Below are 19,870 nucleotides of genomic sequence, written 5' to 3'. Positions count from 1 at the left end.
GGGACGGTGGCGATGCAGCGAAAGTCCCTGCCCAGGGACCTTTCCGCGCATGTCGGGCCGACCTGCAGGGTTTCGTGCGCTGTAATCGACTGATTACTGTAAACTAAATTCCTGATACTGCTTTACAAGCAGGGTCGGATCGGTTTCACCGCTTTCAGTTTTGCGGCGCGAATGGCTTGATTTGGGACACCGCCGACGCACTGCGGCGCGGAGGGCTCGTTCAACTTGTCTCGGAGGGCACAAGCTGATACCCCTATGGTAATTGCAGAGGGTCGTTCAGAGGCCCCGCCGGCCGCATGTAGAAATCTGCGCTCCCAGCTTTAGGGGCGCGCTGCTTTGTGGAGCTGTGTGATGAAATTTTCCGTATCAATTCTGACTGTTGCAATCGCGTTGGGTGCCTCGTCGGCTGCCAGCGCGCAGCAAGCCGATCCCGAGCGTGTCGCGCAGATGCGTTGCGACCTGCTCGATATCTGCGGCGAAGTCGCTGCAGCCGAAGACGAGCGCGAGCCCGAAACCATCGATGGCCAGGAATCGCGCAGCGGCCTGATGGGATCGGCCGATATCCGCGCCGCGCGCCGGGCTACGACGGCAGCAGTCACCAGTCCGACTGCTTCGCGCCGAGTCGAGTCGGCGAACCGTTCGAGCCGCGTCACGCGCGCTCGCAGCATCCCCGCCACGCGCACCGCCGGTCGCGGCGTCACCGCAGCCCCTGCGGTCGAGGTGACCGACGAGATCAAGGCCAAGATGAGCGGGCGCTCGCAATTGCTGGTGACCTTCGCGACCAGTTCGTCGAAGCTTACCGAGGCGGCGAAATCGGAAATCGCCAGCCTGGTGCAGGTGCTCCAGGAATCGCAGACCGCCGGCAAGCCGCTGAAACTGCGGATCGAAGGGCATGCCAGCGCGACCGGCAGCGATACGATCAACCTGCCGCTGTCCCAGGCGCGTGCCGCCGCAGTCCGCGAAGCGCTGATTGAGGCCGGAGTCAACGCCGACCAGCTGCTATCGGAAGGCTATGGCAGCGCGCAACCGCTGGACGACACCAAGCCGACCGACCGGGTCAACCAACGGGTCGAAGCCGTTATTGTCGACTGATTCGACAGGGATATGGGGGCTCGTGAAATCGCTTGAGGAATTGCTGGCGCCGGTGTCGGACGATGCTCCGGCCGGCGAAGACATGGACGAGAGCCTCGAATTCGACCGGCTCCGTACCGCGTTTGAAATCAACTTCCCGATCGACGCCAAGGTCGTCGAACTGGAAGAGGGCGATCCCGAGCCGGCTCCGGTCGACTGGGAAGAGATTCTCGCGCTGATCGAGGAACTGAGCGACAAGACCAAGGATCTGTTTCTCGGCGTGGCGTACGCCCGGTGCGGGTTCGTCATGCGCGATCCGGCTGTCGTCGATCGCGGCCTGCAATACGCGGCCGGCTTGCTCGAGGATCACTGGGACCACGTCTATCCCACGCCGGACGGCGATTACGGCCCGGCTGGCCGTCCGCTGATCTGCGAGGATCTGGCCAAGCGCGGCGCGTTCGCGCTGCCGTTTCTCGAGCTGCCGATACTGGACGACGGGCGCTCGCGGGTGACCGCCGACCAGCTGCGCGAAGCCGAGGACCTGGGCGCTTCTGCCGAAGCCTACCCCGAGATCATGCGGATGCTCGACCAGATGGATGACGACGGCAAGGCCGCGATCGTCGATCTGCTGGCGTCCTATCAGGCTTCGATCGACCGGATCGAGACCGCGCTGCGCGAGAAGGGCGAAGCCGAGGTTCCCGATTTTTCGACCACGCGCGACTTCATCGAGGTGGTGCAAACCGCTTTCGCCAAGCTCGCCGGGCTCGATTCGGGAGACGACGGCGACGGAGGCGAGGACGCCGGGTCAGGCGATGCGGCAGGCCCGATCGGAGATGGCGGGGCCGCGTTCGGAGGCGCGGTGCGCTCGCGCGATGACGTGATCAAGGCCCTGACCGCGGTCGAACAATATTACATGCGGGCCGAACCGGGGCATCCGCTCAAGGTTGCAGTTGCGCGGCTGCGCGGCTGGGTTACCAAGGATTTCATGGAGATACTCGAAGACATCGTTCCCAACAGCGTCGATGATGCGAAAAACGTTTTGCTTGAGCGGGATGATATGGAATGATGCTCATTAATAACAAAAACTTCCCGGGTTCGCGTCCGAGTCGAATTGACGGCGGTTTCGGCGTTCCCGGAACTGCAACCAGCTGAAGGGGGAAGTCTCAATGGCAGATTCAGGGCAGAAATTCATTAGCCGGAATCGTTCGCCGCGCGTGCATATCTCGTACGATGTCGAAACCTACGGGGCCCGCAAGTCGGTCGAACTGCCATTCGTGATGGGTGTCATGTCCGACCTTTCGGGCAAGAGCGAAGTCGCCAAGAAGGACCTGAAGGACCGCGAGTTCTCGGAATTCGATATCGACAATTTCGACAAGCGCATGGCGGCCATTTCGCCGCGCGCCGCCTTCCTCGTCGACAACGAGATCGAAGGCGAAGGCAAGCTTGGTGTGGACCTCACGTTCAAGAAGATGGACGATTTCGAGCCCGGCAAGATTGCCCAAAACGTTCCGGCGCTGGCCAAGCTGCTCGAGGCGCGCCAGCAGCTCAACGACCTCCTCATCATGATGGATGGCAAGCAGAACGCGACCGAACTGCTCGACAAGGTGCTCAAGGACGAGAACCTGTTGAAGGCGTTGAGCGAAGCGAAAGCGAAGAGCGAGGCCGAAGGCGAGGCCACGGCCGACGCGGCGGAAACCGAGGAGTAAGCACCTGTTCCGGTCACGGCCCGTTCAATGGGCTGTGCGGTGAATACGGTGGGATACGGAGGATTACATGGCGACTGATGCGGGCAAACTGAAGGAAGGGCAGGAAGCTCAGGAGGCGATCGCGTTCGACGATTTCTCCGAACTGATCCAGCGCGATTTCAAGCCGCGGACGGACGATAGCCGCGACAAGATCAAGGAAGCGGTTGCCACCCTGGCGCAACAGGCGCTGTCGGGTGCCGTGAAGATGGGCGACGACGTCTTCTCCACCGTCGACCGGATGGTCGCCGAAATCGACCGCAAGCTTTCGGACCAGATGAACGCGATCATGCATCATCCCGAATTCCAGGAGCTGGAATCGGCATGGCGTGGTCTCGATTACCTCGTTTCGGGGAGCGAGACCGGGCAGGATCTGAAGATCCGCGTGCTCAACATCAGCCGGTCCGAACTGTCCTCGATGTTCAAGCAATATCGCGGAACTGCGTGGGACCAGAGCCCGCTGTTCAAGAAGATCTACGAGCATGAATTCGGCCAGCTCGGCGGCACGCCGTACGGCGCGTTCGTGTGCGATCTGCAGTTCGATCACACGTCCAAGGACCTCAACATCATGAAGGGCCTGGCCCGGATCGGGGCGGCCGCGCATGCACCGATGATCGCGGCGGCGGATTCGAACCTGATCGGGATGGACGACTGGACCGAAGTGTCCGATCCGCGCGATCTCGCCAATCGCTTCGACACGACCGAGCACCAGGCGTGGAACGCGTTCCGCAAGTCCGACGACAGCAAGTATCTGGCGCTGACGATGCCGCGCATTCTCGGTCGCCAGCCCTACTCGATGAAGGACAACCCGATCGAGGAGTTCGAGTTCGAGGAAGTCACCAACGGCGAACACGACAAGCATCTGTGGGTCAATTCCGCCTATGCGATGGGCGTGCGCATCAACGCCGCGTTCCGCGAATACGGCTGGTGCACCCGGATCCGCGGGGTGGAATCGGGCGGCACGGTCAACGACCTGCCGATGGCGACTTTCCCCACCGACGAAGGCGGAGTCGACCAGAAATGCCCGACCGAAGTGGCGATTTCGGATCGCCGCGAAGCCGAGCTGTCCGAGCTTGGCCTGCTGCCGCTGATCCACCGCAAGGGCACGACCGACGCGACCTTCATCGGCGCGCAGACCGTGCACAAGCCCGCGAAATACGACGATCCCAACGCCACCGCGAACGCCCGGCTGGCGGCACGCCTGCCCTATTTGTTCGCAAGCTGCCGGTTTGCGCACTATCTCAAGTGCATGGTGCGCGACTGGGTCGGCGGAACGCGCGAAGGCCCGCAATTGCAGGCCGATCTGAGCGACTGGGTTCACCAGTACGTGACGGCGGATCCGGATTCGTCGTCGGAAGAAACAAAGGCACGCTTGCCGCTCAAGCGGGCCGAAGTCACAGTAGAAGCGGATCCCGAGAATCCGGGCTACTACAAGAGTCGCTTCCTGTTCGTGCCGCACCACCAGTTGGAAGGCATGGATGTGAGCGTCAGTATGGTGTCGCAGCTTCCCCAAGGACAAGGATAACCTTGCCTGGGTTTCACTAATTCACTCGAATTAATGGAGAAATGAAATGGAAGTCTCGTCATTCCTCAAGCTTGACGGCATTGAGGGCGAAGCGACAGACGATGGCCACGAGAAAGAGATCAAGCTGTCCAGTTGCAGCTTTTCCGCTTTCAACTCGTCGTCGTACAACAATGCTTCGAAAACCGTCTCGAAGGGCCAGGCCAATATGGGTGACATCGCCTTCACCAAGGAAGTCGACAAAACGTCGGTGTCCTTGTTCAAGGCGTGTGCCTCCGGCAAGGTCATTCCCAAGGGCGTAATTTCGTTCCAGTCGAATGTCGGCGACGACAAGAAGATCGATTTCCTGAAATACGAACTCGATAACGTCGTCATCAACACCTACAATTTCTCGGCCTCGCAAATGGCCGACGAAAGCGGCAGCCTGACCTACGCGAAGATCAAGCAGATCTACGATCAGCGCGATGAAAAGGGCACGTCGAAAGGCAAGGTCGAAGGCTTCTTCGACGTATTGCTCAACAAGGCTGGCTAAGGCGCGCTCGCGTCCTGAGATGTCATGCCACAAGCTGATGAATTGCTCGCCGCCGGCGATATCGGCGGTGCTCGCAAGCAGCTGATCGAAGAGGTGCGTGCGAATCCGGGAGACATCCCGGTTCGCATGTTCCTCTTCCAGATTTTTGCGCTGCTCGGTGAATATGAACGCGCCAAGGCCCAGCTGGAAACCATAGCCAAGCTGGACCCGGAAGCGCGCATGCTCGCGGTTGCCTACAACCAGTGCATGGATGCCGAGGAGCACCGCGCAAAGGTTTTTGCAGGCGAAGAGCCTGCACCCATCCTCGCCAAGATCGAGTGGGGCGAAACGCTCGCCAAGGCGATCCAGGCGCGCCAGCAGGGCGCGGCGGACGCCGATGCGCTTTATGCCGAGGCGTTCGATGCGGCACCGACCAGTGCCGGCACTACCGACGCCGGTATCGAATTCGACTGGATCGCGGATGCCGATCCGCGGTTCGGGCCGGTCACCGAAGCGATCATCGCAGGCCGTTACGGCCTGATCCCGTTTTCGGAGCTCGAATCGCTGACGATCAACGAGGCGCAGGATCTGCGCGACACGATCTGGACCCCGGCCGAATTCGGCATCAGGCAGGGAGCCCGCGTGGCCGGGTTCATCCCCGCCCGCTATCCCGGAAGCGACGCTGCCGACGATCCCGGTGTGGTGCGCGGCACCGCGACCGTGTGGGCCGGCGACGATCATACGGGCCACTATCTTGGCCACCGCCTGTTCGCCTTTTCCGATGGATCGGAACTGCCCTTGCAGCAGCTGCGCAAGGTCGAATTCCGCAGCGACTGACCATGCCCGCAAAGGTCCGCCTGACACCCACACTGTTCGACAAGCTGGTTTCGGGCAACGATTTCGGCGGTTTGTCGGCGGAGAACGACATGCCGACCGTCGCGCGCGAGGATTTCCGCAATTTCGCGGTCGCCAATGTCGAGCGCTTCACCGAGAAATCGCTCCGCGCCTCGATCAAGCGCGATCTCGTGTGGCTGCTCAACACGATTTCGTTCGAGTCGGCGCAGGACCTTTCCAACCATCCGCGGGTGCGCGATTCCGTAGTCAATTTCGGTGTGCGCGATTTTGCCGGGCGTTCGCACGGCATCGCTTCCGAGCGTGAACAGGCGCGCGAAATCCGCCGCGCGATCCGCCGATTTGAGCCTCGGCTCGATCCCAAGACCCTGCGTGTCGAGCCGCAGGGCCGGGCCGACAGCCCCGGGAAGGTAAGCTTCCTGATCGAAGGAGAGATTCTCGGCGGGCCGCAGCTGATGCCGATCCGGCTCAAGACCGACATCGATCTGGAAAGTCTGACCGTCGAGGTGCGCGAATAATGGATCCCCGGCTGATCGAATACTACGAAGCCGAGCTCGAATACCTCAGGGCGCAATCGCTCGAATTCGCTGAAAACCACGAAACCGTGGCCACCCGGCTGGGCCTCAACAGCACCGATCGCGATCCCTACGTCGAACGGTTGCTCGAAGGCGTGGCCTTTCTTTCGAGCCGCGTCCATCTCAAGATCAACGATCAGTTTCCCGAATTTACGCAGCACCTGCTGCAGGCGGTGCAGCCGCATTATCTCGCGCCGACGCCGTCGATCTGCATCGCCGCGTTCGAACCGACGCCGGGGGATCCGGGTTTGCTCACCGGGCACAAGGTCGCGCGCCGGACCCGACTGACCGCAGAGCCACCCGGCAGTTCGAGGACCCCGGTGTTCTTCGAAACCGGGCACGAAGTCACGCTCTGGCCGGTCAGGCTGACCTCGGCCGAGTATGTCGGGAGTCGTGCGGCGGCATCGAAATTCGCGGCCAAGGCCGGAGTGCGCGCGCAGGCGGCGCTGACCCTGCGGTTCGAACCGCAGGAGGGCATCGATCTGTCGGCGGTCGAATGCGACGAGATCGACATCTATCTCGACGGCGGCGAAGGCGTACCCAACGAATTGCTACGCCAGATGGTGGGCGAAACGATCGGGGTGGTAGCGCGCCCGCGCGACTCGACCGGCGATGAATACGCGCTGCTCGACACACCGCTGCAGCACGGATTCGACGACGACTGCAGCCTGCTGCCTTCCGACGGGCGGACGCTTTCCGCATATCGCACCCTGACCGAATATTTCGCCTGTCCCGAGCGCTTCCGCTTCGTCCGGCTGCGTTCGCTGCGCAAGGCGTTCGCGCTGTCCGGCAAGGCGGTCGAGATCACGTTCCTGTTCTCGCGCTCGTCGGACATACTGGTGCAATCGGTCGGCGAGCGCAATTTCAGGCTCTACGCCACCCCGGCGATCAACCTGTTCGAAAAACAACTCAGCCGGATTCCGTACAGCGATACCGAGCACGAGTTCAAAGTTGTCGCCGATCGCGACGGTCCGCTCGATTTCGAGATCTATCGCCTGCTCAAGGTCCAGGCCTATGACCGTGCGAACCAGGATCCGCGCGATGTCGCGCCGCTCTATGCGTTCGGATCGCTGCTTTACGATTATCGCTCGGCGTTGTTCTTCACCACCAACATCAGCATGCGCCGCCTGTCGCGCAAGGAACGGCGGCTGCGCGGGCGCGAGGACTATATCGGGACCGAGACATACATCTCGCTGACAAGTCCGGGCGATCCCTCGCGACTCGACGATATTCACGATCTTGCGCTGCGCGCGCTGGTCACCAATCGCGAATTGCCGATGGAGCTCAAGTTCGGGGGCGACAGTCACCTTACGGCAGGGGGAATTCCCGTTCGCGCGATCAAGGTGGTGCGTTCGCCCAGCGCGCCGTTGCCGCCGCTGGGGCTGGGCGATGCGGCCTGGCGGATCATCGGACACCTCACGCCCAATTACGCGACGCTGGTCGGTGAAGAGGGCAAGGACGGCGAAATCCTGCGCAACCACCTCGCGCTGTACGGGCGGCCGGACGATCCGGTGATGCGGTCCCAGATCGATGGGATCGTGTCGGTCAAGGGGGAGCATGTGACCCGCAGGGTGCCCGGCCTCGGGCGGATGGCTCTGGCGCGCGGACTCAAGGTTTCGATCGAGCTGGACGATGCCGCGTTCGACCAGGCGCGGATGTTCCTGTTCACCGCGGTGGTGGAACGGTTCCTGTCGGGCTTCGTGACCGTCAATTCCTTCACCGAATCGCATTTTCACACCAAGCTGCAAGGGGAGGTTGCTGCATGGCCGCCGAGGATCGGCACCCGCGAGCCTATCTGACCTTTGCCGAAAAGGCGGCGAAGGTGCCAAAGCGCTTCAGCCTGTTCGCGCTGGTGCGCGGGCTGTCGGCTCGTGCGATGGACAAGCCGCCGGTCGGGCGCAGCAAACAACCCAACCAGGATATCGTGCGGCTGAAACAGATTCCGCACACGCATTTTCCGGCACCGACATTGGGCGAAGTCGACATCCGGGAAGGCCGCGCGGAGGCGGGCGGATACTGGCTCGGCCTGACCGGACCGATGTCGCCGCTGCCGCTGCATTTCACCGAATTCGCCGCCTATGAGAGACGATACGCCAAGACCCGCCCGTTCGGCGATTTCCTCGATCTGCTGGCCGGTCGGTTCCTGCAATTGTTCTACCGGGCCTGGGCGGTTTCGCAGCCGGCGGTCCAGGCCGATCGGCCCGAGCACGATCGGTTCGCGAGCTATGTCGATCGTCTAACCGGTGCAACCGAAGGCTCGCATGAACGCAGCGCGTTCCCGTCGGTCGCGAGATTGCACTACGCCGCGCTGTTCGCATCGCGGCGAAGCGCGGGCGCGATCCGGGGCGGGCTGGCGCACTTGCTCGACCTCAAGGTGGGATTGCGCGAATTCGTGCCGGTGTTGCAGCGGATCGAACCGGGCGATCAGACTAGGCTGGGAACCCAGCACAACCGCCTCGGCGAAGCGGTGATCGGCTCGCGTGCCTACCTGGTGGCCGACAATTTCGAGGTGAAGATCCACGCCCGCGACCTGGGCGATTTCAGGCGCTTGCAACCCGATGGCGCGTTGTTCCGCGTGGCAGCCGAAGCGCTCGATGCGCTGGCGCCGTCGCATCTCGAATGGAGCATTACTTTGTGCCTGCCGCAATCGAAGGTCGAGCCTGCCCGGCTCGATGGCAATGCGCGGCTCGGCTGGTCGTCATGGGTGGGAACCGATCCGAAGATGGCCGCGAACGATGATGTGCGCACCGATGTCCACCTGCGCCGGTCGGCGCTGACATTCGGTGCTGCCGGAAGAATTTAGAGGGGAAACGCAATGACCGAGATTAGCCGTTCCGCGCTGTTTGGGCGCCTCAACCCGACGGCCCTCAAGGCAATCGAAAGCGCCACCGGATTCTGCAAGATGCGCGGCAATCCCTATGTCGAGCTGGTGCACTGGCTGCACATCCTGCTGCAGGACGCGCAGAACGATCTCGCCTCGATCCGCAGCGCCTTCGATATCGACGACACGCAACTGGCGCGAGACACCGTTGCCGCGCTTGACGCCTTGCCGCGCGGGGCGAGCGCGATCTCGGACTTTTCGCCGCAGATCGAGGAGGCGATCGAAAAGGGCTGGCTTTATGCCTCGCTGCAATTCGGCGCAGCCAAGGTGCGCACCGGGCACCTGCTTTACGGCATGCTCAAAACCCAGACCCTGAGCAATGCGTTGCAGAACGTCAGCCTGGAATTCCGCAAGATCGATGCCAACCGGCTGGCGCGCGATTTCGAAGGGATTACCAAGGGTTCGACCGAGACGACGCAGGTGGCGGGCGCGGCCAGCGATGGCAGCGGCGCAGCGGCGGACGGCGGTGGCCCGACCGGCGAGGGCGGCGCGCTGGCGCAATTCTCGACCGACCTCACCCAGCAGGCGCGCGACGGCAAGGTTGAAACGATTATCGGCCGCGATGCCGAGGTGCGTCAGATCGTCGATATTCTGCTGCGGCGGCGGCAGAACAATCCGATCCTGGTCGGAGAGGCCGGGGTCGGCAAGACCGCCGTGGTCGAAGGCTTCGCCAAGCGGCTGGCCGAGGGCGACGTTCCGCCCGCGCTGCAAGGCGTGACCTTGCGCGCGCTCGATATCGGCATGATGCAGGCGGGCGCGAGTGTTAAGGGCGAGTTCGAAAAGCGCCTGCGCTCGGTGATCGACGAGGTCGAAGGCTCTGCCACGCCGATAATCCTGTTCATCGATGAAATCCACACGCTGGTGGGTGCCGGCGGCGCGGCGGGCACCGGGGATGCAGCCAATCTGCTCAAACCGGCATTGGCGCGCGGCAATCTGCGCACGATCGGCGCGACGACCTATGCGGAATACCGCCAGTATTTCGAGAAGGATCCGGCGCTGACGCGGCGGTTCCAGACGGTCGACATCGCCGAGCCCGATCGCGACAAGGCGATCCTCATGATCCGCTCGGTCGCACCGATGATGGAAGAGCATCACAACATCGTCGTGCTCGACGAAGCGGTCGATGCGGCGGTGACCCTATCGCAGCGCTATGTCCCCGCGCGGCAATTGCCGGACAAGGCGGTGAGCCTGCTCGATACGGCAGCGGCGCGGGTCGCGGTGTCACAGCATGCAACCCCGGCGAGGGTCGAAGACCGGCAACGCAAACTCGAACTGCTCGAGGTCGAACGGGAAGTGGTCGAACGCGAACGCGGCGCGCAATACCGGTCCGACGATCGTCACCTCAAGATCACGGCAGAAATAGATCAGGCGAAGGCTGCGCTCGAAGAGGCGGAGGCCAAGTGGACCGCCGAGAAGGAGGCGCTGGCGAAAGTGGTCGAGGCCCGCAACGCGCTCAGCAAGGCGCGCGGGACCGCGAGCGAAGCCGAAGCACCCGAAGGCGATGACCCGGGAGAGGAACCCGCACCGGAAGGCGAAACGATCCAGGAGGTTCAGGCCGAGGCCGGCCTGTCCGAAGCCGACGCCGAAGCCGCGCTCGCCTCTGCGCTCGAAGCGCTGGAAGAAGCGCAGGCCGACGATCCGATGGTGTTCGGGGTTGTCGATGCCGATGCGGTGTCGTCGGTGGTCGCCGACTGGACCGGCATCCCGGTCGGGCGAATGGTCAAGGACGAGATCAAGTCGACACTCGACCTGGCAGAGCGAATGAAGCAGCGGGTCATCGGCCAGGATCACGCGATGGATGCGATCGCCAAGCGGATCCAGACGAGCCGTGCGAAACTCGACAATCCCAACAAGCCGGTCGGCGTGTTCATGCTGTGCGGCCCCTCGGGCGTCGGCAAGACCGAGACCGCCGTGGTCCTTTCCGAGCTGCTGTTCGCCGGCGAGGAATCGATGATCACGATCAACATGAGCGAATTCCAGGAGGCGCACACGGTCTCCACGCTCAAGGGCGCACCGGCGGGCTATGTCGGTTATGGTCAGGGCGGCGTGCTGACCGAAGCGGTGCGGCGGCGGCCATATTCGGTGGTGCTGCTCGACGAGATCGAGAAGGCGCACCCAGACGTCCACGAGATGTTCTTCCAGGTGTTCGACAAGGGCTTCATGAACGATGCCGAAGGGCGCTACATCGACTTCAAGAACACGCTGATCCTGCTCACCAGCAATGTCGGCACCGATCTGATCATGGACATGGCCGCCGACCCCGAGCTTGCGCCCGAGCCCGAGGCGATGGCGGTCGCATTGCGGCCCGAACTGCTAAAGGTGTTCCCGCCCGCGCTGATCGGCCGTACGGTGCAGCTCGCCTACTTCCCGCTGAGCAAGGAGATGCTCGGCAGGATCGTCGAGCTCCAGCTGAACCGGATCGTGAAACGGATCGCAGGCAACCACAAGATCGAGATGGCTTATGGCGACGACGTGGTCGAACACATCGTTTCGCGCTGCAACGATGCCGATTCCGGAGGTCGGATGATCGACAACATCCTGACCAACACGATGCTGCCCGAAATGTCTGTGCAGTTGCTCGAAAAACAGATGGACGGGCTCGAGGTGAAGCGGATCGAAGTGAAATCCTCGGATAGCGGGTTCGTCTATCACTTCGAATAGACGCCCGTGCCGGGGATTGCCGATGGGGCTAGAAGCTCACCCCCGCCCGCACATTGATTTCCGGTCCGTCCGGATCGCTGCTTTCGCCGCTTCCGCCCAGCGGGAAGGCGCCTTCGACTTCGAAATCGAGCAAACCGATCCGCGCGCGCACCCCCGGCCCGGCGGAGAACAGCGATCCCTCGCCCCCGGTCTGATCGATATCCGACACGTAGCCGCCATCGATGAAGCTGTAGAATTGCAGGAAATCGAACGGCAGATCGTCGGTGTTCACGCGATACCGCAGCTCGGCGAGTCCGTAGATACCCTCATCGCCCAGCACCTCGGCAAAATCGTAACCGCGCACGCGGTAGGCCCCGCCGAGTGACAGTTCCTCGCTGGCGAGCAAGGGGCGGTCGGCCAGTTGTCCGGCGGCGGACAGGTACAGGTCGAGGCGCTTCGTCAGGGGGACGCGCGTATCGGCATTGAACCGGAATTTCGTGTAGACCCCGTCGCCGTCGCCGCGCGAGGCGGAAGGATCGCCGAGCCGCGTCGCGCCGAAAATGCCGAGGCCGCGTTCCAGCGAGACGCCCGTGCGCACGAACCCGCCCCCGGCGATCGCAAACCGCGTGCGCAAGCCGACCGACGCACTGACGATCGTGTCGTCGCGCAGCAAGGCACCGAGATCGTCCTGCTCGATCGAGATGAAGGCGAATTCCGTATCGACCCACAGGCTCGATTGCTTCGATCGCTTGAGCGGTGCCGTGACGGTCGCGAAACCGCGCAGGGTGTCGCCGTTGATGTCCGAGCCATTGAGCGCGCCGCCGGGAGCGGTCTCGCCGAGAGCCCCGCCGATCTGCGCGGTGATGCCGCTGTCGGAAATCTGGGTTTCGTAGGATGACGAAGCGAACAGCAATTCGTCGAAATCGACCGGGTTCACGCGCACCGAGGTGCGGATGGCATCGGACGCGGTGAGGACCCCGAACAGCGCGGTGCTGGCGCTGGCCCGCACCGGGCCGAAGCTCCTGGTGCCGTAATTGTCGGCGGCAAGCCGCGCTTCGTGGGGACGCTGTTCGAGCTTGACCGCGAGAGTGGATTGATCGCCCTCGCGCCGCAGTCTCGCGCCGCGCAGCGATAGGCCGGGAATGTCCGAAATGCGCAGCAGGACGCTTTCGAGCTCTTCGCGCCGCGCGGGGCGGCCGACGAGGCCTTCGAGCATCCGCCGGGCCTGCGCGTTCTCGGCCCCCTCGATCGCGATAGCATCGATCCGGCCTTCGTCGACAATCACCTCGATCATCCCGAGCGCCGCCGCATCCTCGTCGATCGTGGTGCGTGCATAGGGGTAACCCTGTTCGCGCGCCAGCTGGGCCAGTTCGTCGTTCAGCCGTTCGAGCACTTCCTGATTGAGCGGCTCGCCGAAGAAGCGTTCGACCACCTCCTGGTAACGGGCGTCCTCGATCGCTTCGTTGCCGCGCACCACGACCGCTCCGATCTGGTCGGCCTGCGGGGCGCTGCCGCGATCGTAACTTCCCTCCGGCTGGACGGCGAGCACATCGGAAAAGGCAATGCGCGGTGGGCCGTCGGCTTGTGCAGCCTGCAAGGCGTGGGCTGGCGCGACCATCAGCGCACCTGCGCCCAGTAGTCGCAGCGATTTCGGCAAAGCCCCCATAACGGGTCTGCCGGTAACCACTCGCGGCTAAGAATTCCTTACTCCGATGCCCGAATTAACTTTCTGGAAAGCAGCCGTTTTCACTCTTCCTTGTGTCATGCCGGGCAAAACGGAAGCGTACCAAAGGTTCGAATACGACCGGGAAGGCTCTGATGCTGGGACATGCCAAGAAATCGCTCGCACTGGCGGCTTTGCTCGCCAGTACCAGCGCGTTCGCGGCCGCACCGGATTGGCGCGTTTCCGAAGCGAGCGGCAACGTCACCGTCGAGCGCGGCGGCACGGTGCTGGACGCGCGGCAGAACACCGTGCTGTTGCCCGGCGACATCCTCCGCACCGGAAACAAGGGCCGCGCGGTGCTGGTGCGCGGCAAGGAATTCGTGGTCGTCTCACCCGATGCGAAGCTGCAGGTCGCGGTTCCCGAGAAGAGCGGACCGGTGGTGCAGTTCTTCCAGTATCTCGGCAACGCACTGTTCAAGATCGAGAAGAAATCCACCCCGCACTTCGGCGTGAAGACGCCGTATCTCGCCGCCGTGGTCAAAGGCACGACCTTCAACGTGTCGGTCGGCGCGGAGCGTTCGAGCGTGCAGGTTACCGAAGGCGCCGTCGAAGTCGCGACCGGGGACGATCTGGAAGCGGCGCTGCTGACCCCGGGGCTGATCGGGCTGGTCGAAGGCAGCGACGCCGGCGAGCTGGTGGTTATCGCGGGCAGCCGCGCGGGCGAAGACCTGTCGGGCGCAGTCGTTCGCGGTTCGCCCGAATTCCGGGCAACTCCGCCGCAGGCGCGCAGCAACAGGTCGGGCAATCTCGGCGCGCCGGGCGCTTCCGGCTCGACCCCGGCGGCACAGCGCACCGCGAACGGCCACCGGGAAGGATCGCCGATTGCGCTCAGCCTGCTGGACGACGACGTTGCGGGAGGCGAACTGATACGAGCCGCGCTTGCGGGCGCGGAAAACGGCAATGACAGCGCTGCAGAGACGATCTTCGGCGCGCGCAGCACCGCTCGGCAGGTCGTGGTCGAACAGCGGGACCAGGGCGTCGGGAGCGATCGAGACGACACCGAGGTGATCGGAAGTGGCGCATCGGCCGAAGCTCCCGTCGACGAAGGCTCGGCGGACGTCGAAATCGTCGGCGACGATGGCGACAACGGCCATGGCAACGACCCCGATCGCTCCGACGAAACCAATCCGGGACGGGGCAAGGGCGGCGGCGACGAGGCCGATGGCAGCGGCATCGAGCTTGATGTCGATGCAGGCAACGATCCGGTCGGCATCGAAATCGACGCCGGGATCGACGCCGGGATCGACGGCGGTTCCGAGGAACAGGACGTAGGTGCCGATCTGGGTTTGACCTCCGGGCCTGATGACGACGACGAAGATGACGACGACGACGGCAACCGCGGCCATGGCAACGACGACGACGGCGATGACGACGACAACCCCGACAAGGGCAACGGCCAGGGTCGCCTGAGCGCCGACGAGGCGGACGGAAGCGGTATCGAGCTCGATATCGATGTCGGTGAAGCCTCTGCGGTTGCGCAACTCGATCTCGGTTTCGGAGGGGACACCGAAGGCAGTCAGGGCGTCATCATCGATGTTGGGGCCGATCTGGACCTCGATCTCGACGATGACGATGGCAACCGGGGCCATGGCAACGACGATGACGATGATGACGAAGACAATCGCGGCCGCGGCAAGGGCAAGGGCAAAGGTCACGGCAAGGGCGGAGGACCGGGCAAGGGCGGCGGCAAGGGCTCCCCGTAAACCTCTGTAATTATTGAAACTGCGCGCCGGTATCGACCGGGTGTGTCCCGCGCGCAAACGGCGCGGTAACCCTTTTGCTTCATAGGATGATGCTGGCGGGAACCAGTCCCCGCGCAGCAGGAGACGTCTAGTGTGGCTGGCGCGATTCTCGCGTGAGACCAAGGACGCCCATATCGGGGCGGTCGCGCTCGTCGCGGCGTTGCTCGTCGCGATCGCGCTGATCCCGACGGGCGGGGCCGACGGGTTCGAAGCGAACCTGCGCGACGGCCGCGACCAGCTGCGCGTCGCGCCGGCTTCCGGCGAGATCGCGATCGTGGAGATCGACGGTCGCTCGCTGCAGGCGCTGGAAAAATGGCCATGGCCGCGCCGCTACCATGCGCAGGCGATCCGCGAGCTCGACCGGCTGGGGGCCGAACAGATCGCCTTCGATGTCGACTTTTCCGCACGTTCGACGCCGCAGGACGATGCGGCACTGGCAGCAGCCTTTGCGGAAATCGGCCAGCCCGCGATCGTGCCCACGTTTCGCCAGGTCAATCGGGCGGGAGAGCTCGCGACCATTTCCGAAGCGATGCCGATCCCGGAATTTCGGCAACACACCTTCGTCGCCTCGGTCAACGTCTTCCCCTCCGCCAACGGTCGCGTGATCGATTACCCGAACGGGATCGTGACCGGCGGGGTCGCGCGCCCTTCGCTGGTGAACATGCTCGCCCGAACCGGAGGCGAGGTCGAGAGTTCGTTCCGGATCGATCAGGCCATCGATCCCGCGACGATCCCGCGGATATCCTTCATTGACCTGATCGAGGGCCGGGTTCCGCGCGAGGATGTGGCGGGCAGGCGGGTCGTGATCGGTGCCACCGCGATCGAGCTGTTCGATCGGTATCCCACCGCCTTTTTCGGCGTGCAGCCCGGCGTTGCGATCCAGGTCCAGGCGGCCGAAACGCTGTTGCAGGACCGGGTGCGCAGCACCTTGAGCCAGTGGGCGATGCTCGCTGTGGCCGTGGTGTTGCTCGCCGGGTTTCTCGGCCATCGCGCCCGCAGTTCGCGGGGCGCATCGTCGGGCAGTATCGTGGCCGGCGGGGTGGCCGCCGCGATGGCGCTGACCGCTCTCGTACTCGATCAGGCTACCGGGCCGTACCTTCCCCTGACTGCACCCCTGATGTTCCTGGTCGCGTTCGTGATTGCCCGGCGCACCCTGTCCGCAACGGTCGACCTGCAGACGGAACGGCTGACCGATACCGCCTCGGGCCTGCTCAATCGCGTGGCGATGTCCGGCGCGCTCAAACGCCGTGCCACGGCTGCGGTTGCGGTCGCACGGATTGCCGATTTCGGCGACGTGATCATGGTTCTCGGTGCCACCGGACTGGCCGAGATGGATCGCGCCATCGCGCGCCGCCTGCGTCTGCTTACAGGGGTCGAGACCGTCTACCGGCTCGAAAGCGGGGTGTTCGCATGGTTCATGCCGGATACCCATGCGGGCGATCCGGAGGATGCGTTCGAGACGGCGCGAACGCTGTTCAACGCGCCGTTCGAAATCGGGGAGGAACGTTTCCGCCTTTCGGTTCATTTCGGAAGCGCCGCCGGATCGATCGCGGATGCCGAATCCGCATCGGAGCTGGCGCGCAAGCGCGGACTGAGCTGGTCGGCCAACGCCGGTGCGCTACAGGAAGAGACGCAGTTCAGGCAGCGCCTTCTGGGAGAGCTCGACGACGCGCTCGCCAATGGCGCAATCTCGGTGGTGTACCAGCCCAAGCTCCGCCTCGCCGACGGGGCGATTGCCGATGGCGAGTGCCTGGTGCGGTGGGACAGCGCGCAGCTTGGCCGGATTTCGCCGACAGACTTCATCCCGATCCTCGAGGCAAAGGGACGAATTCGCGGACTCACGTTGTTCGTGCTCGACCAGGCGCTGGCGCGGCGCGACCAGGCGGCGGTGCACGGCCACGCGCTGAACCTCGCCGTCAACGTGTCCGCGCAATTGCTTTCCGATGGAGACTTCATTGCCGCTGCGGTTGGTCGGCTCGAACGAGCGGCGACCGGGCTGGGCGGCATCACGCTCGAGATTACCGAAAGCGCGCCGCTGGTCGATTCAGACACCGCGCGCAGTGCGCTCGAACGGCTGCATGCCGCAGGGGCGCGGATCTCGATCGACGATTACGGCACGGGCCAGGCCTCACTCAACTACCTGCAGGGCTTCCCGGCGCAGGAGATCAAGCTCGACCAGAGCTTCATCCGCAATCTGGTGGCGGATCGCAAGGACCAGATCATGGTGCAATCGACCATCGACCTGGCGCATGCGCTGGGCTTCGTGATCGTCGCCGAAGGGGTCGAGGATGCGGAGGCCCTGGCGATCCTGCGCGAACGCGGTTGCGACTATGCGCAGGGCTGGGAAATCGGTCGCCCGATGCCGTGGCGCGACTTTGCCGCGATGCTGCGCGAGAGCCGCCAATACGGTGCCGCTGCCTGACAGGCGGTCGTTTCGCACTCGCCCCCCCGGGCGTGTCCCGCGTGTGTCGGCACCCGCCAGCCGGCAGTGGGAACCCCCATGAATAGGGGTATGACTGAGCCCCGCATCCCCATAGACATGGGGAAGTCCCCCGAGAACGGGTGGGCCTGCCGAAAACAGAAACGGGGGCGGCAAATCTTGCAGGACAACCCGACAGCTATCGAGGCTCACCGGCTCGAAGGCGATTCGCGCTTGGGCAGGCTGGCACGGTTGCTGGCTGCGGTGCTGGCGGTCCAGATCTTCTTCTGGGGCGTCTTCAACCCGGTCTTCATTCAGCCGGATACCGATGCGGTCGAATTCATCGACGTGACCAGTCTGAGCGCGGCCAGGCTGGAATCGCCGGAACTGCAGGGCATTGCCAAAGCGCAATTCCGCGAAACGCAGATCGAATCCAGCCTTCACTTTCCCCGAGGCTATCACGGACTGCGAGCCGGGTTCGCGCTGACGCAGGTCCCGTCGAGCGGCCTGGCCTTGCTCGACCAGAACGGCGGCAGCAATACCAGGATCTATGTCAACGGGCAGGTGCTGTCGGGCGAAGGCAGGATGGCCTTGCCCGATGTCACCTATCACGGCCTGACCAAGCAGATCATCCGCATTCCGCCCGGACTGCTGCGACCCGGGACCAACACCATAGATCACATTCGAACCTACGACATTCCGCAGCTGGCGGGCAATCTGCCGCTGCTGCTCGGTGAATATGATGCGGTGTCGAACGCGTTCGGATGGAAGAATTTCCTGCTGGGTTCCGGGCAAATCATTTCGCTCACGGTCGGCTGCGTGCTCGCGCTGCTTGTTCTGGTCGCCTTGCTCCGGTCGGAGAACAAGGCGTTCCTGTCGTGGCTGTTCCTGCTCACCGCGATCTGGTCGCTGCGCAGCCATTTCTACCTCTGGGCGGAGATACCGCTGCACGGTTTCGCCAGAGGGTTCTATTACGCGTTCATAACGCTGTTTCTGTCGGCGTGCTGGCCGATCCTGATCGATCAATGGTCGGGCAAGCCGCTGCGGTATTTCAAGCCGTTGGTGCTGGCGATATTTGCTGTGGCAGCGTCGGCGATCGCCGCCATGCTGTTGCTGGTTCAGGGAGATCGATCCTGGGACGAAGCAACCGACCTGCTCGATCAGGCCGGGATGCTGTTCATGGCGCTGATGCTCGCGCGGATGGTGTGGCATTTCTGGACCGTCAGGGAAGATCGCCACTGGGAAGCGGCGATCCTCATCACGCTGGGAATGCTGGTTGCCATCTTTCTCTTCAACATCATGGTCTGGGGGCGGAACACGCCCTACCTCACGCTCAGCCAGCCGCTGTTCCTGCTGGCGTTTGCGGTCGCCTTTTTCAGTCGCAATTTCCGGCTGTTCCAGTCTTCCGCGCAGATCAATACGCTGCTGCAAGCCCAGCTGGACGCGCGTACGGCCGAGCTTGAGGAGGCCCATGCCCGTGAAAAGGCGTTCGTCCGGCTCGAGGCCCACGGGCAGGAACGCCAACGGATCATGCGCGACATGCACGACGGGCTCGGAAGCAGCCTGATGTCGATGCTGATGATGGCGAAGCGCGGCAAGGCCCAGCCCGAGGATTATGCCGAGGGATTGCAGCAGGTGATCGACGAAATGCGGTTGATGATCGATTCGATGGATTCGGTCGGAGAATCGCTCGCCTCTGCTCTTGCCATCTTCCGCAAGCGGGTCGTGCCGAGGGCCAGGGCGGCAGGGTTCGATTGCGTGTGGGAACAGGATCGCGCAACACCCCTGCCCGAGTACGGCCCGCGCACGATCCTGCAAATATTCCGCATCCTGCAGGAGGCCTACACCAATGCGCTCAAGCATTCGGGCGGCGACCGCATTTCCATCGCGATCAAGGCAAGCGAAGACCCCGCATTTGCCGTGGTGATCGCAGTGACGGATAACGGTACCGGGATCGCGCGCCGCAGCGGTCGCGGGCGGGGGCTCGACAACATGCAGGCGCGCGCTGCCACTATCGGTGGTAGGCTTGCGATCGAGCATGGCGAAACGGGCACGACGGTCCGCCTGGAGATCCCGCACGGCGATGAGGCTCAGGCCATTGCAGACCGCCGTGCCGACTAACGGACCCACGTTTACGGGTTGCCGGAGCAACTCTGCTGTGCTGCGCGACGCAATGCGCGAGCGGTGGGGAG

At 63.7% G+C, this 19,870-nt stretch carries 14 protein-coding genes; 13 read left to right on the top strand and 1 reads right to left on the bottom strand.

The genetic code is table 11. The annotated features are described in order from the left end of the window. The first annotated feature begins 351 nt into the window (after positions 1-351). The 10 genes from KDC96_RS10145 (at position 352) to tssH (ending at position 11,815) form a co-directional block, all read left to right on the top strand. The gene (locus KDC96_RS10145; RefSeq protein WP_212448327.1) at positions 352-1,092 is read left to right on the top strand and encodes an OmpA family protein; all 741 of its coding nucleotides are present in this window, start codon (positions 352-354) and stop codon (positions 1,090-1,092) included. Between the two features lie 22 nt (positions 1,093-1,114). Beyond that, positions 1,115-2,137: an ImpA family type VI secretion system protein gene (locus KDC96_RS10140; RefSeq protein ID WP_212448326.1), complete on the top strand. Its 1,023-nt coding sequence runs from the start codon at positions 1,115-1,117 to the stop codon at positions 2,135-2,137. A gap of 100 nt (positions 2,138-2,237) precedes the next feature. Continuing rightward, positions 2,238-2,777, top strand: a complete 540-nt coding sequence (tssB, locus tag KDC96_RS10135; protein WP_212448325.1) for a type VI secretion system contractile sheath small subunit — start codon at positions 2,238-2,240, stop codon at positions 2,775-2,777. A 67-nt stretch (positions 2,778-2,844) separates the two neighbouring features. Further along, the gene (gene tssC, locus KDC96_RS10130) at positions 2,845-4,338 is read left to right on the top strand and encodes a type VI secretion system contractile sheath large subunit (RefSeq protein WP_212448324.1); all 1,494 of its coding nucleotides are present in this window, start codon (positions 2,845-2,847) and stop codon (positions 4,336-4,338) included. A 46-nt stretch (positions 4,339-4,384) separates the two neighbouring features. Further along, positions 4,385-4,867, top strand: a complete 483-nt coding sequence (locus tag KDC96_RS10125) for a type VI secretion system tube protein Hcp (RefSeq protein ID WP_212448323.1) — start codon at positions 4,385-4,387, stop codon at positions 4,865-4,867. Positions 4,868-4,891: 24 nt separating this feature from the next. Continuing rightward, positions 4,892-5,683: a type VI secretion system accessory protein TagJ gene (locus tag KDC96_RS10120; protein ID WP_212448322.1), complete on the top strand. Its 792-nt coding sequence runs from the start codon at positions 4,892-4,894 to the stop codon at positions 5,681-5,683. A gap of 2 nt (positions 5,684-5,685) precedes the next feature. After that, positions 5,686-6,216, top strand: a complete 531-nt coding sequence (tssE, locus tag KDC96_RS10115; protein ID WP_212448321.1) for a type VI secretion system baseplate subunit TssE — start codon at positions 5,686-5,688, stop codon at positions 6,214-6,216. Beyond that, positions 6,216-8,072 (top strand): type VI secretion system baseplate subunit TssF, encoded by a 1,857-nt coding sequence (gene tssF, locus KDC96_RS10110; protein WP_212448320.1) that lies wholly within the window; start codon positions 6,216-6,218, stop codon positions 8,070-8,072. The genes tssE and tssF overlap by 1 nt, the downstream gene beginning before the upstream one ends. Further along, positions 8,036-9,076, top strand: a complete 1,041-nt coding sequence (gene tssG / locus KDC96_RS10105; RefSeq protein WP_212448319.1) for a type VI secretion system baseplate subunit TssG — start codon at positions 8,036-8,038, stop codon at positions 9,074-9,076. The genes tssF and tssG overlap by 37 nt, the downstream gene beginning before the upstream one ends. A 12-nt stretch (positions 9,077-9,088) precedes the next feature. After that, positions 9,089-11,815, top strand: coding sequence for a type VI secretion system ATPase TssH (gene tssH / locus KDC96_RS10100; protein ID WP_212448318.1), 2,727 nt, complete (start codon positions 9,089-9,091; stop codon positions 11,813-11,815). A gap of 28 nt (positions 11,816-11,843) precedes the next feature. On the opposite strand, the gene KDC96_RS10095 is transcribed toward tssH, so the two are convergent. Beyond that, positions 11,844-13,412, bottom strand: a complete 1,569-nt coding sequence (locus KDC96_RS10095; protein ID WP_212448317.1) for a ShlB/FhaC/HecB family hemolysin secretion/activation protein — start codon at positions 13,410-13,412, stop codon at positions 11,844-11,846. Between the two features lie 200 nt (positions 13,413-13,612). Here KDC96_RS10095 and KDC96_RS10090 point away from each other — a divergent pair, with 200 nt between their 5' ends. The 3 genes from KDC96_RS10090 to KDC96_RS10080 all read left to right on the top strand — a co-directional run bounded on the left by KDC96_RS10090 (position 13,613) and on the right by KDC96_RS10080 (position 19,799). Further along, on the top strand, positions 13,613-15,220 hold the full coding sequence (locus KDC96_RS10090; RefSeq protein ID WP_212448316.1) for a FecR family protein: 1,608 nt from the start codon (positions 13,613-13,615) through the stop codon (positions 15,218-15,220). A gap of 130 nt (positions 15,221-15,350) precedes the next feature. Further along, entirely contained in the window at positions 15,351-17,681 is a 2,331-nt protein-coding gene (locus tag KDC96_RS10085) for an EAL domain-containing protein (protein ID WP_212448315.1), read from the top strand. Between the two features lie 177 nt (positions 17,682-17,858). Further along, positions 17,859-19,799, top strand: coding sequence for a sensor histidine kinase (locus KDC96_RS10080; RefSeq protein ID WP_212448314.1), 1,941 nt, complete (start codon positions 17,859-17,861; stop codon positions 19,797-19,799). Positions 19,800-19,870 lie beyond the last annotated feature (71 nt).

This window comes from Erythrobacter sp. JK5 (assembly GCF_018205975.1).
Classification (GTDB): domain Bacteria; phylum Pseudomonadota; class Alphaproteobacteria; order Sphingomonadales; family Sphingomonadaceae; genus Erythrobacter.
The sequence above is the reverse complement of the archived record's forward strand: the minus strand, read 5'-3'. Positions and strand labels throughout refer to the sequence as shown.

Excerpts from the sequence above, each read along its gene's own strand:
- KDC96_RS10145 (WP_212448327.1), top strand. The coding sequence starts at position 352 with ATGAAATTTTCCGTATCAATTCTGACTGTTGCAATCGCGTTGGGTGCC.
- tssB (WP_212448325.1), top strand. The coding sequence starts at position 2,238 with ATGGCAGATTCAGGGCAGAAATTCATTAGCCGGAATCGTTCGCCGCGC.
- tssC (WP_212448324.1), top strand. The coding sequence starts at position 2,845 with ATGGCGACTGATGCGGGCAAACTGAAGGAAGGGCAGGAAGCTCAGGAG.
- KDC96_RS10125 (WP_212448323.1), top strand. The coding sequence starts at position 4,385 with ATGGAAGTCTCGTCATTCCTCAAGCTTGACGGCATTGAGGGCGAAGCG.
- KDC96_RS10120 (WP_212448322.1), top strand. The coding sequence starts at position 4,892 with ATGCCACAAGCTGATGAATTGCTCGCCGCCGGCGATATCGGCGGTGCT.
- tssE (WP_212448321.1), top strand. The coding sequence starts at position 5,686 with ATGCCCGCAAAGGTCCGCCTGACACCCACACTGTTCGACAAGCTGGTT.
- tssF (WP_212448320.1), top strand. The coding sequence starts at position 6,216 with ATGGATCCCCGGCTGATCGAATACTACGAAGCCGAGCTCGAATACCTC.
- tssG (WP_212448319.1), top strand. The coding sequence starts at position 8,036 with ATGGCCGCCGAGGATCGGCACCCGCGAGCCTATCTGACCTTTGCCGAA.
- tssH (WP_212448318.1), top strand. The coding sequence starts at position 9,089 with ATGACCGAGATTAGCCGTTCCGCGCTGTTTGGGCGCCTCAACCCGACG.
- KDC96_RS10095 (WP_212448317.1), bottom strand. The coding sequence starts at position 13,412 with ATGGTCGCGCCAGCCCACGCCTTGCAGGCTGCACAAGCCGACGGCCCA.
- KDC96_RS10090 (WP_212448316.1), top strand. The coding sequence starts at position 13,613 with ATGCTGGGACATGCCAAGAAATCGCTCGCACTGGCGGCTTTGCTCGCC.